The organism is Streptomyces sp. NBC_00212 (assembly GCF_045206365.1).
Classification (GTDB): Bacteria; Actinomycetota; Actinomycetes; order Streptomycetales; family Streptomycetaceae; genus Streptomyces.
The window spans coordinates 4,818,871-4,834,460 of the sequence record NZ_CP108115.1; the positions used below are offsets into that span (position 1 = coordinate 4,818,871).

At 71.9% G+C, this 15,590-nt stretch carries 14 protein-coding genes; 12 read left to right on the top strand and 2 right to left on the bottom strand.

Annotated elements, in window-relative coordinates:
- Positions 1–367: 367 nt before the first annotated feature.
- Positions 368–1,204 carry an HAD family hydrolase gene (locus OHA17_RS22170; RefSeq protein WP_406508043.1) on the bottom strand — a complete coding sequence of 279 codons (837 nt, stop codon included), beginning with the start codon at positions 1,202–1,204 and terminating at the stop codon, positions 368–370.
- Between the two features lie 457 nt (positions 1,205–1,661).
- Here OHA17_RS22170 and ssd point away from each other — a divergent pair, with 457 nt between their 5' ends.
- The 7 genes from ssd (at position 1,662) to OHA17_RS22205 (ending at position 6,804) form a co-directional block, all read left to right on the top strand.
- Complete coding sequence (ssd, locus tag OHA17_RS22175) at positions 1,662–2,765, top strand: septum site-determining protein Ssd (RefSeq protein ID WP_406508044.1); 1,104 nt, start codon at positions 1,662–1,664, stop codon at positions 2,763–2,765.
- Complete coding sequence (locus tag OHA17_RS22180) at positions 2,762–3,988, top strand: TadA family conjugal transfer-associated ATPase (RefSeq protein WP_398878647.1); 1,227 nt, start codon at positions 2,762–2,764, stop codon at positions 3,986–3,988. The genes ssd and OHA17_RS22180 overlap by 4 nt, the downstream gene beginning before the upstream one ends.
- 35 nt (positions 3,989–4,023) lie before the next feature.
- Complete coding sequence (locus tag OHA17_RS22185) at positions 4,024–4,863, top strand: type II secretion system F family protein (protein WP_406510782.1); 840 nt, start codon at positions 4,024–4,026, stop codon at positions 4,861–4,863.
- Entirely contained in the window at positions 4,860–5,654 is a 795-nt protein-coding gene (locus OHA17_RS22190; RefSeq protein WP_406508045.1) for a type II secretion system F family protein, read from the top strand. The genes OHA17_RS22185 and OHA17_RS22190 overlap by 4 nt, the downstream gene beginning before the upstream one ends.
- A gap of 100 nt (positions 5,655–5,754) precedes the next feature.
- A complete protein-coding gene (locus OHA17_RS22195) occupies positions 5,755–5,988 on the top strand; it encodes a DUF4244 domain-containing protein (protein WP_398878643.1) in 234 nt (77 codons plus the stop codon).
- A gap of 52 nt (positions 5,989–6,040) precedes the next feature.
- Positions 6,041–6,352 carry a TadE family type IV pilus minor pilin gene (locus OHA17_RS22200; RefSeq protein WP_398878641.1) on the top strand — a complete coding sequence of 104 codons (312 nt, stop codon included), beginning with the start codon at positions 6,041–6,043 and terminating at the stop codon, positions 6,350–6,352.
- Positions 6,353–6,396: 44 nt separating this feature from the next.
- Positions 6,397–6,804, top strand: coding sequence for an Rv3654c family TadE-like protein (locus OHA17_RS22205; protein ID WP_406508046.1), 408 nt, complete (start codon positions 6,397–6,399; stop codon positions 6,802–6,804).
- Here the strand turns inward: OHA17_RS22205 and OHA17_RS22210 are convergent.
- Positions 6,746–9,223 carry a DEAD/DEAH box helicase gene (locus OHA17_RS22210; RefSeq protein ID WP_406508047.1) on the bottom strand — a complete coding sequence of 826 codons (2,478 nt, stop codon included), beginning with the start codon at positions 9,221–9,223 and terminating at the stop codon, positions 6,746–6,748. The two genes, OHA17_RS22205 and OHA17_RS22210, sit on opposite strands and share 59 nt — an antisense overlap.
- Before the next feature lie 79 nt (positions 9,224–9,302).
- On the opposite strand from OHA17_RS22210, the gene OHA17_RS22215 reads away from it, so the two are divergent.
- From OHA17_RS22215 to OHA17_RS22235, 5 genes are all read left to right on the top strand, one after another.
- On the top strand, positions 9,303–9,656 hold the full coding sequence (locus OHA17_RS22215; protein WP_053728100.1) for an STAS domain-containing protein: 354 nt from the start codon (positions 9,303–9,305) through the stop codon (positions 9,654–9,656).
- Positions 9,657–9,761: 105 nt separating this feature from the next.
- Positions 9,762–10,208, top strand: a complete 447-nt coding sequence (locus tag OHA17_RS22220) for an ATP-binding protein (RefSeq protein ID WP_398878635.1) — start codon at positions 9,762–9,764, stop codon at positions 10,206–10,208.
- A gap of 262 nt (positions 10,209–10,470) precedes the next feature.
- Positions 10,471–12,864, top strand: a complete 2,394-nt coding sequence (locus OHA17_RS22225) for a sodium-translocating pyrophosphatase (protein WP_406508048.1) — start codon at positions 10,471–10,473, stop codon at positions 12,862–12,864.
- 168 nt (positions 12,865–13,032) lie between these two features.
- On the top strand, positions 13,033–13,680 hold the full coding sequence (locus OHA17_RS22230; protein ID WP_053728097.1) for a hypothetical protein: 648 nt from the start codon (positions 13,033–13,035) through the stop codon (positions 13,678–13,680).
- A gap of 96 nt (positions 13,681–13,776) precedes the next feature.
- Positions 13,777–15,276, top strand: a complete 1,500-nt coding sequence (locus OHA17_RS22235; protein ID WP_406508049.1) for a methyltransferase — start codon at positions 13,777–13,779, stop codon at positions 15,274–15,276.
- The last annotated feature ends 314 nt before the right edge of the window (positions 15,277–15,590 follow it).

Consider the following 15,590-nt stretch of genomic DNA (forward strand, 5'->3'; position numbering starts at 1 on the left):
TGCGGCGGTATCGATGTCCGATACCGCCGCTGGCATGTCCACCGTGTTACCAAGCGTCCTCGAATGTTGCCCATCAGGCCGGGATTCTCTGCCCGTTCACCTGGTGCGGCTGGCCCGTAATCGACGGGTCGACGTCGCGTGGGTGCTCGATGTTCATGCTCGGTCCGTGGGGCCTTTATTGCGTAGAAGGTGATCCTCTCGGATGTCCCAGGTCTCGCGGGCCGTTGAGTCCTTTCTACTCCCGTACGGCGAGAAGCGAAACCCCTCACCACAGTTCTTTACTTTTAGGTTCAAACAGGGGTGAAACGGACGCCTGTTTTCATGCGTGCTCTACAGGCGCGCCCTTCGAGCAGGTTTGCGCGACGCCTCAGGCGGAGTCGCAGCCACGTCGGCGGCTGGCGTACCAGACGAGACCGGCGGTCGCCGCGGCCGCGCCGACCGCCGCCGCGACCAGCAGCGCCGAGCGGGGAGGCATCTTGATGGCGGGTAGCCGTTGCTTGAGGCTGACCGGCTTGTTGAAGACGAGAACCGGCCATTCCCGGGCGGTCGCTTCGCGGCGTAGGGCCCGGTCCGGATTGACGGCGTAGGGGTGGCCGACCGACTCCAGCATCGGGACATCGGTCGCCGAGTCGCTGTAGGCGTAGCAGCGGGCCAGGTCGTATCCCTCGGACTCGGCCAACTCCTTGACGGCCTCGGCCTTCGTCGGCCCATAGGCGTAGTACTCGACGTCCCCCGTGAAGCAGCCGTCGTCGCCGACCACCATTCTGGTGGCCACCACCCGGTCCGCGCCGAGCAGTTCGCCGATCGGCTCGACGACCTCGGCGCCGGACGTCGACACGATGACCACGTCGCGGCCGGCGGCGTGGTGTTCCTCGATGAGTGAGGCGGCCTCGTCGTAGATGATCGGGTCGATCAGATCGTGCAGGGTCTCGGCGACGATCTCCTTGACCTGCTGCACGTTCCAGCCCTTGCAGAGGGCGGACAGATACTCGCGCATCCGCTCCATCTGATCGTGGTCGGCGCCACCGGCGAGGAATACGAACTGCGCGTACGCAGTGCGCAGTGCGGCGCGGCGGTTGATCAGTCCTCCTTGATAGAAGGACTTGCTGAAGGTCAGCGTCGACGACTTGGCAATGACTGTCTTGTCCAAGTCGAAGAAGGCGGCGGTGCGCGGCAGCGAGTGGTTTTCCACGAGCCCGAGCATAGGCGCCCACCATTCGGCGTAAGCTGGGGCGCGTGGGTTTGCCTGAGAAGGCTCTCGGGTACACCATGGAAGTCACGGATCGTTCGCGACCGTGCTAACCCGGTCCGACTCCTCCCCCCCCGAGTCGGCCGTGGGGACGACCCCCGCTCTCCCCCCCGGCGGGGGTCGTCGCATGTCCGGATGCGTTTTCGGCCCTTGGATCCGATCGTCGTCCCCCTCTTTCCACCCCGCGCCCGGCGCTGTCCCACACCCGAGATCCGTCACTGTGCGTAGTGGTTGCACTGCGCTCCGGAAGTCACTGGTATAGGTGAACGGGATATTCACAACGCGGATAGTTGTCCACAGATTTTGATCAAGATCCACATTATTTCGAGTCTCCCTCCACGGTGATTCAAGTTCGCGAAGAACGCGGACGCAGGAATCAGAGTGAGAGGGGGCGGAAATCGTGGACGGAGTCATGGCTTCCGATCGGCCGCCAGGCGCGGAGGGGCGGCGCGGCGGACCGCTGATCGTGACCGAGGACGAGGAACTGCTCGACGATCTGCTGCGGCTGTGCGCCGCGGCCGGCACCGAGCCCGAGGTGTGCCACGGCGTGCCCGACCGCAGGGGCGGCTGGGAGAGCGCACCGCTGATCCTGGTCGGCGACGACGCCGCTCCCCGGCTGCTCGGTTCGGCCCGCAGGCGCGGCGTGCTCCTGGTGGGCCGGGACCAGGACGACCCCGGCGTGTGGCAGGCGGCGGTCGAGCTCGGCGCGGACCATGTGCTGCGGCTGCCCGACGCCGAACCGTGGCTCGTCGACCGGATCGCGGATGCCGCCGAAGGCGTGGGGCGCCCGGCCCTGACCGTCGGGGTGATCGGCGGCCGGGGCGGCGCCGGGGCCTCGACGCTGGCCTGCGCCCTCGCGGTGACCGCCGCCCGCTCCGGGCAGCGCACCATGCTGATCGACGGCGACCCGCTCGGCGGCGGCCTCGATGTGCTGCTCGGCGGAGAGCAGGCCGACGGCCGCCGATGGCCGGATTTCGCCGCTTCGCGGGGACGGGTCGCCGGAGGCGCCCTGGAGGAATCGCTGCCGCGGCTGCATCAGTTGAGGGTGCTGAGCTGGGACCGGGGGGACTCGGTGGTGATCCCGGGGGAGGCGATGCGCGCGGTGCTCGCGGCGGCCCGCCGCCGGGGCGGGGTGGTCGTCGTGGACCTGCCGCGCCGGGTCGACGACGCGGTGGTCGAGGCGCTCGCCCAGCTGGACCTGGGCCTTCTGGTGGTCCCGGCCGAGCTGCGCGCGGTCGCGGCGGCGAACCGGGTCGCCGCTTCCGTCGGCATGGTGCTGCGCGATCTGCGCGCGGTGGTGCGGGGTCCGTACGCGTCCGGGCTCGACGAGCAGTGGGTGGCCGGCGCGCTGGGCCTGCCGCTCGCGGGCGAACTCCCCGTGGAGCCGGACCTGTTGGAGGCCCAGGAGGGCGGTGCGCCGCCGGGGAGTGCGCCACGCGGGCCACTGGCCAGATTCTGCGCGGCCTTCTGGGACCAGGCGCTGGCCGGCGGCCGCGCCGGGGGAGCGCCGTCATGAACGCGGTACGGGACGCGGGGCGGCCGTCCCTGGGCGCGCTGGGGCCGGCCGGTGGGGGGACGCCCGTACGGGGCGCGGGGCCGCCGCTGCTCGACGCCGTGCGGCAGCGCCTCGCCGAGAGCGGGGCCGAGCCCACCCCGGCCAGGGTCGCAGCCGCGCTGCGCGCTCAGGGACGGCTGCTCGGGGATGCCGAAGTCCTCGGCGGGGCGGAGGAGTTGCGTTCCGAGCTGGTCGGAACCGGGCCGCTGGAGCCGCTGCTCGCCGATCCGGAGGTCACGGACGTGCTGGTCTCCGCGCCCGACCGGGTGTGGGTGGACCGGGGCGGCGGGCTCGAACTGACCGGGGTCCGCTTCGTCGACGCGGCAGCGGTGCGCCGGCTCGCCCAGCGCCTCGCCGCGGTGGCCGGACGCCGGCTCGACGACGCCCGGCCCTGGGTGGACGCCCGGCTGCCGGACGGGACCCGGATGCACGCCGTCCTGGAGCCGGTGGCCGTCGGCTCGGCCTGCCTCGCGCTGCGCGTGGTGCGGCCGAGGGCGTTCTCGCTGGCCGAACTCGCCGCGGCGGGCACGGTGCCGCCCGACGGCGAGCAGCTGCTGCGGGCGCTGATCGAAGCCCGGGTGTCGTTCCTGGTGAGCGGCGGCACCGGCACCGGAAAGACCACGCTCCTGTCCACCCTGCTCGGCCTGGTCGGGAAGGGCGAACGGATCGTACTGGCCGAGGATTCGGCCGAGTTGAGGCCCGACCATCCACATGTGGTGCGCCTCGAAGCGCGGCCCGCCAACCAGGAGGGCGCGGGTCTGGTGACCCTGCGGGACCTGGTGCGCCAGGCCCTGCGGATGCGGCCTGACCGGCTGGTCGTGGGCGAGGTGCGGGGTGCCGAGGTGACCGATCTGCTGAGCGCTTTGAACACGGGCCATGAGGGAGGTTGCGGGACGGTTCATGCCAATTCCGCCGCCGATGTACCGGCCCGCCTCGAAGCGCTGGGCACAGCGGCCGGGCTCGACCGGGCCGCGCTGCACAGCCAGTTGGCGGCCGCACTTTCGGTGGTGGTCCATCTCGTACGCGACCGGGCCGGGCAGCGCCGGATCGCCGAGGTGCGCGTCCTGGAGCGGGACGCGGCGGGCTTGGTGGTGACGGTGCCCGCGCTGCGGTGGGGCGCGGCGGGGTTTGTGCGCGACTCGGGCTGGGAGCGGCTGCGGGCGCTGATCGGGGGTGCGTTGTGACAGATCTTCGGGTGGGGCTGCCCGCCTGGGCGGCGATGTGCGCGGGGGCGGCCGCATGGCTGTGGGCCGGGCAGGACCAGGGGATGCGGCGGGCCCGGCTGATGTTCGCGGGAGCCGGAAGCGTCGCCGGAGGCGGTGTTTTCGGGGCGTCGCCTCTCGGGCGGTGGGCCGAGGGTGTGCGGGGCCGGGCGCGGTGGCGGACGGAGTGGCTGTGCCTGCCGCTGGGGCTCGCGCTCGCCGTCCTGGGCGGATCGGTGCTGCCGTTGGTCGCCGGGGCGGTGGCGGTGCCCTTGGTGGGGCGGCGGCTGCGGGCCCGGGAGCGCGAGCGGGCCAGGGCGCGGCGGGCCGACGAGGTGATCGCCTGGTGCGCCGCGCTGGCGGGGGAGCTGCGAGCGGGCCGCCAGCCCGGCCAGGCGCTGGCCGCGGCCGCCCGGGACACGGCGGCCCTGGGCGCGGCGACGGCCCTTGTGGTGGCCGCCGCGAAGTTCGGCGGCGATGTGCCCGGGGCGCTGCGGGAGGCGGCCAGGGAGCCGGGCGCCGAGGGTCTCGCCGGGGTCGCCGCGTGCTGGCAGGTCGCGGTGGACGGCGGGGCGGGGCTCGCCTCCGGCCTGGAGCGCCTGGAGGGCGCTTTGCGGGCGGAACGGGAGCAACAGGACGCCCTGAGCTCCGAGTTGGCGGGTCCGCGCACCACGGTGCTGTTGCTTGCGCTTCTGCCGGCGCTGGGGCTTGTGCTCGGCACAGCGATGGGCGCGAGCCCGCTGCGGGTGCTGCTGCACAGTGCGGCCGGGTTCGGGTGCCTGCTGGTGGCCGGGGTCCTGGAGGTTGCCGGGGTGTGGTGGGCGGCGCGGATCGTACGGGCCGGGGAGGGGCGATGAGCCCCTGGTCGCCGGAGGTTGTCCACAGGCTGGGGGTGGCGCTGGGGGCGGTCGCCCTCGCCCTGTGGATGGCGCTGGGGGTGGCGCGGCGCAGGGAGGAGCGCAAGGTGCGGCGCCGAATGGCCGCATTGCTGGCCCTTGAGGCGCTGACCGTGCCTTCGCGCCGGAACTGGATCCCGGCGTGGACGGCCCGCGCCAAGCGGTGGGGAACGCCGCTGGGGGTGTTGGCGGCCGGCTGCGTGCTGGTCGGCGGAGTCGCGGGCGTGCCGGCAGGCCTGGCGGCGGCGTACGGGGCCTGGGTCTGGGGGCGTCGCCGCCGGGCTCGGGGGGACGGGGACGGTGCGCGCCGGGCGGCGGCCCGTGAACTGCCGCTCGCCGCCGATCTGTTGGCGGCCTGTCTCTCGGCAGGGGCCGGGCCTCGCGAGGCGGCCGGGGCGGTCGGGGGCTCTCTTGAGGGGCCTGTCGGCGCCCGGCTCGGCCAGGTTGCCGCCGAACTGCGCATGGGCGGCGAACCGGCCGATGCGTGGGGGAGGTTGGGGGCGATACCGGGCGCGGCCGAACTGGCTCGCTGCCTGGAGCGGGCCGCTTCGTCGGGGGCTCCCGCGGCGGGCCCCGTCGCGAGGGTGGCCGAGCGCTGCCGGGCCGAACGGACCCGGCAGGCGTCGGCGCGGGCCAGGCGCGCGGGCGTGCTGATCACCGGCCCACTGGGCCTCTGCTTCCTCCCGGCCTTCCTGGCGGCGGGGGTTGCCCCGGTGGTGATCGGGCTTGCGGGCGGGTTGCTGAGGCGGTGAAGGGGTTCACCTCGGTTCACCTCGCCGAGCCGCTCAGGCGCCTCGCCGACACAACACGAATGTCACTCAACACACGTATAGATCAAGGGAGTTGGGACTCATGAACGCGGTAATCGATCAGCGGGCCGGTGCGATGAAGCGGCGGATGCGGCTCTGGGGGATTGCTTTGCGGCGCAGGGTGCGGGGGGACGCCGGAATGACGACCTCCGAGTACGCCGTGGGCACCCTCGCGGCCTGTGCCTTCGCGGCGATCCTGTACAAGGTCGTCACCAGCGGCGGGGTCGTGTCGGCGCTGACCCAGCTGATCACCAGGGCGCTCGATGTGCAGTTCTGAGCGCCGCAGGCGGTGGCGGGGCGACCGGGGGTTTGTGACGGCGGAGACGGCTGTGGCGATCCCGGCCCTGGTGGGGTTCGCGCTGGCGCTGCTCTGGGCGCTGACGGCGGCCTCGGCGGAGATCCGCTGCGTGGACGCGGCCAGGGCCGGGGCCCGCGCGGTGGCCCGTTCCGAGCCGGAGGCCGTGGCGGTGGCGGCGGCCAAGTCGGCGGCGCCGAAGGGTGCCACCGTCACGGTGCGGCGGACCGGGGAGCTGTGGCGGGTCCGGGTGGAGTCCGCCACGCCGGGTCCGCACCACCTGGCCATGACGCTGAGCGCGGAGGCCGCGGCGCTGGCCGAGGACACGGTGGGGGAGGTCTCGTGAACCGGCGATCACGAGGTCTCACGAAGTGGTGGGCGCGAGGTCCCGTGCGACGACTGGGCCGGGCCCTGCTGGACCGATGTGCACAGGGCCGGAGTTGTGCCGACCGGGGCTCCGCCACCGTATGGGTGGCGCTGACGGCCGCCACGATGTGTGCCGTGTTCGCGGCCGTGCTGTGCCTCGGTCAGGCGGTGGCCGCCCGGCACCGGGCCGGCGGGGCCGCCGACCTGGCCGCGCTCGCGGCGGCCGACCGGGCCCTGTGGGGCTCGCCGGACGCCTGCGCCAAGGCCATCGAGGTGGCCCGGGCCCAGGGCGCGGAGCTGGTGCGCTGCACGGTGGTGGGAGAGATCGCGGACGTACGGGTGCGGGCGAGGTTCGGCCCGTACGCGCCGAGCGTCAGGGCCCGGGCGGGGCCGTCCCCGGCTGTTCCGGGGCTCCCCGCAGCAGTTCCGTGAGGAGGCGGACGGCGCCCCGCTTGTGCAGGGGGTCGTTGCCGTTGCCGCACTTGGGCGACTGGATGCAGGACGGGCAGCCGGCCTCGCACTCGCAGGACGCGATCGCCTCGCGGGTCGCGGTCAGCCAGCGCGCGGCGGTGTGGAAGGCGCGCTCGGCGAATCCGGCGCCGCCCGGGTTGCCGTCGTACACGAAGACCGTGGGCAGCAGGGTGTCCGGGTGCAGCGGGACGGAGACGCCCCCGATGTCCCAGCGGTCGCAGGTGGCGAAGAGCGGCAGCATTCCGATGGAGGCGTGCTCGGCGGCGTGCAGGGCGCCGCCGAGGATCTCCGGGTTGATGCGGGCGGCGTCGAGCTGGTCCTCGGTGACCGTCCACCACACGGCCCGGGTGCGCAGGGTGCGGGGCGGCAGGTCGAGCTTCGTCTCGCCAAGCACCTCGCCGGTGATCAGTTTGCGGCGCAGGAAGGAGACGACCTGGTTGGTGACCTCGACGGAGCCGTAGCAGAGGCGGCCGGCTCCCCACGGGATCTCGGTGTCGGTGGAGAGGACGGAGATGGAGGTGGTGTCCCTGGCGACGGTCGAATAGGGCGGGCTCGCCTCCTCGACGAGGGCGGCGGAATCCTCCAGGTCCAGGTGTTTCACCAGGTACGTACGGCCCTGGTGGAGGTGGACGGCGCCGTCGTGGACGGTGGTGTGGGCGGCGGACGCGTCGACCGTGCCGAGCAGCCGTCCCGTCGAGGCCTCGACGATCTGGACCGGGCGGCCGCCACCGCCCCGGATGTCGGTGAGGTCGGCGGCCCGCTCGCGGCGGGTCCAGAACCATCCGTTGCTGCGGCGCCGGAGCAGGCCCGCCTGCTCCAGCTGCGGCATGAGCTCAGGGCTCGCGGGGCCGAACAGCTCCAGGTCGGCCTCGGTGAGCGGGAGTTCGGCCGCCGCCGCACACAGATGGGGGGCCAGGACGTACGGGTTGTCCGGGTCGAGCACGGTGGACTCGACGGGCTGCTGGAACAGCGCCTCGGGGTGGTGGACGAGGTAGGTGTCCAGCGGGTCGTCGCGGGCGATCAGGACGGCCAGGGCGCCCTGGCCCGAGCGCCCGGCCCGGCCCGCCTGCTGCCACAGCGAGGCCCGGGTGCCCGGGTAGCCCGCGATCAGTACGGCGTCGAGGCCGGAGACGTCGATGCCGAGTTCCAGGGCGGTGGTGGCGGCCAGGCCCAGGAGCTCGCCGGAGTGCAGGGCCTGCTCCAGGGCACGGCGCTCCTCGGGCAGGTAGCCGCCCCGGTAGGCCGCGACGCGCCGGGCGAGGGTCCGGTCGACCTCGTACAGGCGCTCCTGGGCGATGACGGAGATGAGTTCGGCGCCGCGCCGGGAGCGGACGAAGGCGACCGTGCGGACCCCCTGCACGGCCAGGTCGGTGAGGAGGTCGGCGGTCTCGGCGATGGCGGTGCGGCGCACCGGGGCGCCCTTCTCGCCGGCCAGCTCGGTGAGCGGGGGCTCCCACAGGGCGAAGACCAGTTCGCCGCGCGGGGAGGCGTCGTCGGCGACCTCGACGACGGGCAGGCCGGTCAGGCGGCCCGCGGCCAGGGCGGGCTCGGCGGCCGTGGCGGAGGCGAGCAGGAAGACCGGGTCGGCGCCGTAGCGGGCGCACAGGCGGCGAAGGCGGCGCAGGACCTGGGCGACGTGGGAGCCGAAGACGCCGCGGTAGGTGTGGCACTCGTCGATGACGACATAGCGCAGGGCGCGCAGGAAGGAGGCCCACCTGGGGTGGGAGGGCAGGATGCCCAGGTGCAGCATGTCCGGATTGGTGAGGACGTAGTTCGCGTACTGGCGTACCCATTCGCGTTCCTCGACCGGGGTGTCGCCGTCGTACACGGCGGGCCGGATCGCGTTGCCCAGCGGGGCCGCGAGGGCCTTCACCGAGCGGCGCTGGTCGGCGGCCAGGGCCTTGGTCGGGGCGAGGTAGAGGGCGGTCGCGCCGCGGCCGTTGGGGGCCTCGGAGCCGTCCAGGAGCGTGCTGAGGACGGGCGCCAGGTAGGCGAGCGACTTGCCGGAGGCGGTGCCGGTGGCGATCACGACCGACTCGCCGTTCAGGGCGTGCTCGGCGGCGGCGGCCTGATGGGCCCAGGGGTGCTCGACGCCGGCGTCCTGAATGGCGTTGATCACTTCCGGGCGGATGAGGTGCGGCCAGACTGCATGACGGCCCGCACGCGGGGGCAAGTGCTCCGTATGAGTGATGCGCGCAGCCCGGTCGGCCCCTGCGGCGAGCCGGTCGAGGACCGTGCCGGGGTCGGGTCGTTCACCCGTGCTGTCGGCGGGTGTTCTGGGGCGGTGATTCCTGGCCATCGGCACCGAGTGTGTCACTGGCGTAGCGGACAATGGTCCCAAGGCGTCGTGCATGGCTGCTGGTAAGTGATTGAATGCCATCGCGGCTGGCGATCCGTTCTCTGGCTCCGCCGGGGAGACTCAGGGGGCGGCCGCTCGATAGCAAGGTGCTGGAGGATCCGTGGACCTGTCCCTGTCGACTCGCAATGTGTCCGGCCCTGGTGGCGACCGTACGGTCGTCGAGGTCGGTGGCGAGATTGATGTGTATACCGCGCCCAAGCTGCGCGAGCAGTTGGTCGAGTTGGTGAACGACGGCAGCTACCACCTGGTTGTCGACATGGAGGGCGTGGACTTCCTCGACTCCACCGGCCTGGGTGTGCTCGTCGGTGGGCTCAAGCGCGTGCGCGCGCACGAGGGCTCGCTGCGCCTGGTCTGCAACCAGGAGCGCATTTTGAAGATCTTCCGGATCACTGGGCTCACCAAGGTGTTCCCGATCCACGGCTCGGTCGACGAGGCCGTCAACGCGACCGACTGACGGTGGCCGTCCGCGGACGGCTCCGGAGGAAGGACAGGGGCGCCGGGCGGCACTTTGGCCCGGGGCCCCTGAGATGTACGCCCGTACGTTCGAGGGGGATCGCCAATGGCCACCGTTGAACTCCGTTTCAGTGCCCAGCCCGAGCATGTCAGGACGGCCCGTCTGGTGGCGGCCGCCGTGGCGCGCCGGGCCGGGGTCGACGAGGCAGTGCTCGACGAGGTCAGACTCGCCGTCGGCGAGGCGTGCAGCCGTGCCGTGGGGCTGCACCGCTCGCACGGCATCGATGCCCCTGTCCGCGTCGTCCTGACCGAGGAGGAGAAGCTGTTCTCCATCGAGGTCGGTGACGAGGTGCCGGGGTCGGGCGGCGGCGCTTCGGCGGTGCCGGGGGTGCGCGGCCCGTCCCCCGACGACGAGCTCGACGACGGCGCGGAGGACGAAATGGGCCTCGCTGTCATCAGTGGGCTTGTGGACGATGTGGAGGTCACCTCCGGCGAGTCCGGTGGTGTCATCCGGATGAGCTGGCCCACCACACCGGCCACGTTGCTTCCCTGATCCACTTCTTTTCGATACTGGGACGGGCCCTGCTGAGCAGGGCCTTTTTCATTTCTTGAGCCAGATTTCGGGGTCTCGTACCTAGATCGCCGATCAAGCGTCAATGCGTTTGCCCCATTACCGCTTTCGGGGGCTTTCTCGTGACCGGATCTCTCTCTGATGAGCCGATGAAGGTCAATTCCATTTGCGGCGCCCTGTTTTGATCGTGTTCCGCTACCTACAATCCGTCCACATCTTGAGCTCTGAGCGTCAAGGAGGACGAATGGCGGGGCTCTTCAACCCAACGGAACTCGACCACCCCACATCCCTAGCTGCCGCGGTCCTGACCGACGGCAACCGGCTGATCGTGATCGTCATCGCGGCTGTCGCGCTGGCGGCCCTGATCGTGGCGCAATTGCTGGTGCGCCAGGTCCTCGCGGCCGGCGAGGGCACCGATTCGATGAAGAAGATCGCGGCCGCCGTTCAGGAAGGCGCAAATGCCTATCTGACCCGGCAGTTGCGCACCCTCGGCGTCTTCGCCGTCGTGGTGTTCTTCCTGCTGTTCCTGCTGCCGTCCGACAACTGGTCGCAGCGCGTAGGCCGTTCCGTGTTCTTCCTGATCGGCGCCGTCTTCTCGGCGACGACGGGATACATCGGGATGCGTCTCGCCGTGCGCGCGAATGTGCGCGTCGCGGCAGCCGCCCGAGAGGCGACTCCCGCGGAAGGCGAACCCGAAAAAGATCTCACCACGGTCTCCCACAAGGCCATGAAGATCGCTTTTCGTACCGGCGGCGTCGTCGGCATGTTCACGGTGGGCCTCGGCCTGCTCGGCGCCTCGGTCGTCGTGCTCGTGTACGCGGCCGACGCGCCCAAGGTCCTGGAGGGCTTCGGCCTCGGTGCGGCCCTGATCGCGATGTTCATGCGTGTCGGCGGCGGCATCTTCACCAAGGCGGCCGACGTCGGCGCCGACCTGGTCGGCAAGGTCGAACAGGGCATCCCCGAGGACGACCCGCGCAACGCCGCCACCATCGCGGACAACGTGGGCGACAACGTCGGCGACTGCGCCGGCATGGCGGCCGACCTGTTCGAGTCGTACGCCGTGACCCTGGTCGCGGCGCTGATCCTCGGCAAGGCGGCGTTCGGCGACTCGGGCCTCGCCTTCCCGCTGATCGTCCCGGCGATCGGCGTGGTCACCGCGATGATCGGCATCTTCGCGGTCGCCCCGCGGCGCGCCGACCGCAGCGGAATGTCGGCCATCAACCGCGGCTTCTTCATCTCCGCGGTGATCTCGTTGGCCCTGGTGGCCGTCGCGGTCTACGTCTACCTGCCGTCCTCGTACGCCAAGTTGAACGGCGTCACGGACGACGTGATCAAGACCCACAACGGCGACCCGCGGATCCTCGCGCTCGTCGCCGTCGCCATCGGCATCGTGCTCGCCGCGCTGATCCAGCAGCTGACGGGGTACTTCACCGAGACGACCCGGCGTCCTGTCCGGGACATCGGCAAGTCCTCGCTCACCGGGCCCGCCACGGTCGTCCTGGCCGGTATCTCCCTCGGGCTCGAATCGGCCGTCTACACCGCCCTGTTGATCGGTCTCGGCGTGTACGGGGCCTTCCTGCTCGGCGGCACCTCGGTCATGCTCGCTCTGTTCGCGGTGGCGCTGGCCGGCACCGGTCTGCTCACCACGGTCGGCGTGATCGTCGCCATGGACACGTTCGGCCCGGTCTCCGACAACGCCCAGGGCATCGCGGAGATGTCCGGCGACGTCCAGGGAGCGGGCGCCCAGGTGCTCACCGACCTGGACGCCGTGGGCAACACCACCAAGGCCATCACCAAGGGCATCGCGATCGCCACCGCCGTACTGGCGGCCTCGGCGCTCTACGGCTCCTTCAAGGACGCCATCGGGACGGCCGTCAACGACGTCCACGCCAAGACGACCGAGCTCACCTTGAGCATGGACATCTCCCAGCCCAACAACCTGGTCGGGCTGATGCTGGGCGCGGCGGTCGTCTTCCTCTTCTCGGGGCTCGCGATCAACGCCGTGTCCCGGTCGGCCGGTTCGGTGGTCTTCGAGGTGCGGCGGCAGTTCCGCGAGCACCCCGGGATCATGGACTACACCGAGCAGCCGGAGTACGGGCGAGTCGTCGACATCTGCACGAAGGACGCGCTCCGCGAGCTGGCAACCCCCGGCCTGCTCGCGGTGCTCGCGCCCATCGCGGTCGGCTTCACCCTCGGTGTCGGAGCCCTCGGCTCCTACCTCGCGGGCGCGATCGGCACCGGCACGCTGATGGCGGTCTTCCTCGCCAACTCGGGCGGCGCCTGGGACAACGCCAAGAAGCTGGTCGAGGACGGCCACTTCGGCGGAAAGGGCAGTGAGGCCCACGCCGCCACGGTCATCGGCGACACCGTCGGCGACCCCTTCAAGGACACCGCGGGCCCCGCGATCAACCCGCTGCTCAAGGTGATGAACCTGGTGGCACTCCTGATCGCGCCGGCCATCGTGAAGTTCTCCTACGGAGGCGACGCGAACCCGGCCGTACGAGGGATCGTGGCGGCGCTCGCCATCATCGTCATCGTCGGAGCGGTGTACGTCTCGAAGCGGCGCGGCGTGGCCGTGGGTGACGACGGCAACAACGAGCGGGTCGCGAAGTCGGCGGACCCGGCGGTGGTTTCGTAGCCGTACGTGCAGCAAGGGACGGGCGGACGGTGGGGTTTGACACACCGTCTGCCCGTTCTGCTTGGTGCAAATGGCTTCAATAGGGGGCAGACTGCACGGACGGCAAGCGTTTGTCGCCCACTTGGCGTGTATGTTCCGGGGCCGAGAGCCTTGGAAGGGACCAAACCGGTGAACAAGAAGCTTGCGGCCGCACTGTCCGGCGGTGCGGTACTGATGCTGACGTTGTCGGGCTGCAGCGACGACTCCAACAAGAAGGTCGACGACTGGGCGAAGACCTTCTGCAACACGGCCCAGCCCCAGTTCAAGAAGATCACCGACGCGAACGCGGCCATCCAGGCGCAGACGCGTGACGACAGCAAGCCGGCCGACGTGCAGAAGACCGACTCGGCCGCCTTCCAGCAGATCTCGGACGCCTACAAGGCGCTGGGCGCGGCCGTCGACAAGGCCGGAGCTCCGCCGGTCAAGGACGGCGCCACCACCCAGCAGGAGGCCGTCAAGGAACTGAACGCCTCCTCCGTGTCGTACGCGAACCTCAAGAAGAAGGTCGACGCGCTCAACGCCGGCGACCAGGCGGCGTTCGCCAAGGGCCTGGAGGACATCGCGACCGAGCTCGGCAAGATCAGCTCGACGGGTGACGCCTCCCTGAAGAAGCTGGAGTCCGGCGACATCGGCAAGGCCATGCAGAAGCAGCCCGGCTGCCAGAAGCAGACGCCGTCCTCCCCCGCGCCCTCGGCGTCGGGCGCGGGCGCACCGGCCGCGTCGCCCTCGGGCTCCGCATCGCCGTCCGGCTCGGCCTCGGGCACCCCGAAGTCGTAACCCGCGCGCGCCCTCGATCGTGGCCCGGACCCCCAACGGGGGCCGGGCCACGGCCGTGATGGGGTGATTGTCAGTGGCAGCGGCCACAATGGCCGGGTGAGTACGACCAGTCTTCCCGCGCCCGATCACGCAGCCCGCCTGCGTGACGCCCTGCTCGCCGCCGCCTTCACCGCCGACGGCCTGCTCGACCTGCTCGGCGCTCCCGCGTACGCCGCGCTGGCCCGCAGCGAGACCGTCCCCGCCCTGCGCGCCACCCGCGGGCGGGCGCCGCTCGACACGCTGGTGCGGCTCTTCCTGCTCCAGCAGCCCGTTCCGTACGAGAGCGCCCGCGCGGCCCTGCCGCTGGAGGAGGCCCTCGCGGACGGCTGGGTGGTCCGCGAGGGCGACGAGGTGCGGGCCACGGTGGACGTGCGGCCCTATGGCGGCCCCGAGGGCCAGGACTGGTTCATCGTCTCCGACCTGGGCTGCGCGGTCGGCGGCGCGGGCGGGGCGAGCGGGCGTGACGAGGCCATGGTGCTCGGCGTCGGCGGCGCCTCCACGACGCTGGCCGGCATCACGGTCCGGCTGCCCGTGGGCTCGGCCCTCGACCTCGGTACCGGCTCCGGCATCCAGGCGCTGCACGCCGCGCAGCACGCCACCCGCGTCACCGCCACCGACCTGAACCCGCGCGCGCTCGACTTCACCCGGCTCACCCTCGCGCTGTCCGGCGCGCCGGAGGCCGAGCTGCGGACGGGCTCGCTGTACGAGCCGGTGGGCGAGGAGACGTACGACCTGATCGTGTCCAACCCGCCGTTCGTGATCTCGCCCGGTGCCCGGCTGACCTACCGGGACGGCGGAATGGGCGGGGACGATCTGTGCCGCACGCTCGTTCAGCAGGCGGGGGAGCGACTCAACCCCGGCGGGTACGCCCAGTTCCTGGCCAACTGGCAGCACGTCGAGGGCGAGGAGTGGCAGGACCGGCTCCGCTCCTGGGTCCCGCGCGGCTGCGACGCCTGGATCGTGCAGCGCGAGGTCCAGGACATCACCCAGTACGCCGAGCTGTGGCTGCGCGACGCCGGGGACCACCACACCGACCCGGCCCGGTACGCGGAGCGCTACGAGGCGTGGCTGGACGAGTTCGAGGCGCGCAAGACCAAGGCCGTCGGCTTCGGCTGGATCACCCTGCGCCGCACGGACAGCGAGCAGCCGTCCATCGTGGCCGAGGAGTGGCCGCACCCGGTCGAGCAGCCGCTCGGCGACGCGGTGCACGCGCACTTCGAGCGGCAGGACTATCTGCGCCGGCACGACGACGCGGCGCTGCTCGCCGACCGGTTCCGCCTCGCCGACGAGGTGGTGCAGGAGCAGGTGGGTCTGCCGGGCGCCGAGGACCCGGAGCACGTGGTGCTGCGGCAGAACCGTGGCATGCGCCGGGCCACCAAGGTGGACACGGTGGGCGCCGGGTTCGCGGGCGTCTGCGACGGGCAGCTGCCGGCCGGCCGGATCCTGGACGCGATCGCCCAGCTGATCGACGAGGACCCGGTCCGGCTGCGGGACCGTACGCCGGAAGCCATCCGGCTCCTGGTCGAGCAGGGCTTCCTGGAGCCGGTGGGGGAGTAACCCGATGAGGGAGGGGCGGGAGGGGGACGAGTGATCGGGACCGAGCTGGACGGGGCGGCGCCGGGGGCGACGCGAATAGCCGCCGGCCCGCTGTGGCGGGCGCGGTAGCTGGTAGCCCCGGACCACCGACAGCCTTTGAACTTCCGGGACTTCGTCCTGCCCCGCCCGATCGGGACGACGCCGGTAGAGAAGGTGGCCCGCGCTGCGGGAGCCGCTTCCGCAGGCCGTACGTCGGCAGATCGCCGAGCACCACCCGGGCATGGGCGACGATGCGCTGGTCCGTTCCTATCGGTCCGTCCCTGCCGAGAGGATCC

Bases quoted from the DNA above. Each gene is read 5' to 3' on its own strand.
- OHA17_RS22170 (WP_406508043.1), bottom strand. From the start codon at position 1,204: ATGCTCGGGCTCGTGGAAAACCACTCGCTGCCGCGCACCGCCGCCTTC.
- ssd (WP_406508044.1), top strand. From the start codon at position 1,662: ATGGCTTCCGATCGGCCGCCAGGCGCGGAGGGGCGGCGCGGCGGACCG.
- OHA17_RS22180 (WP_398878647.1), top strand. From the start codon at position 2,762: ATGAACGCGGTACGGGACGCGGGGCGGCCGTCCCTGGGCGCGCTGGGG.
- OHA17_RS22185 (WP_406510782.1), top strand. From the start codon at position 4,024: ATGTGCGCGGGGGCGGCCGCATGGCTGTGGGCCGGGCAGGACCAGGGG.
- OHA17_RS22190 (WP_406508045.1), top strand. From the start codon at position 4,860: ATGAGCCCCTGGTCGCCGGAGGTTGTCCACAGGCTGGGGGTGGCGCTG.
- OHA17_RS22195 (WP_398878643.1), top strand. From the start codon at position 5,755: ATGAACGCGGTAATCGATCAGCGGGCCGGTGCGATGAAGCGGCGGATG.
- OHA17_RS22210 (WP_406508047.1), bottom strand. From the start codon at position 9,223: ATGGCATTCAATCACTTACCAGCAGCCATGCACGACGCCTTGGGACCA.
- OHA17_RS22220 (WP_398878635.1), top strand. From the start codon at position 9,762: ATGGCCACCGTTGAACTCCGTTTCAGTGCCCAGCCCGAGCATGTCAGG.
- OHA17_RS22225 (WP_406508048.1), top strand. From the start codon at position 10,471: ATGGCGGGGCTCTTCAACCCAACGGAACTCGACCACCCCACATCCCTA.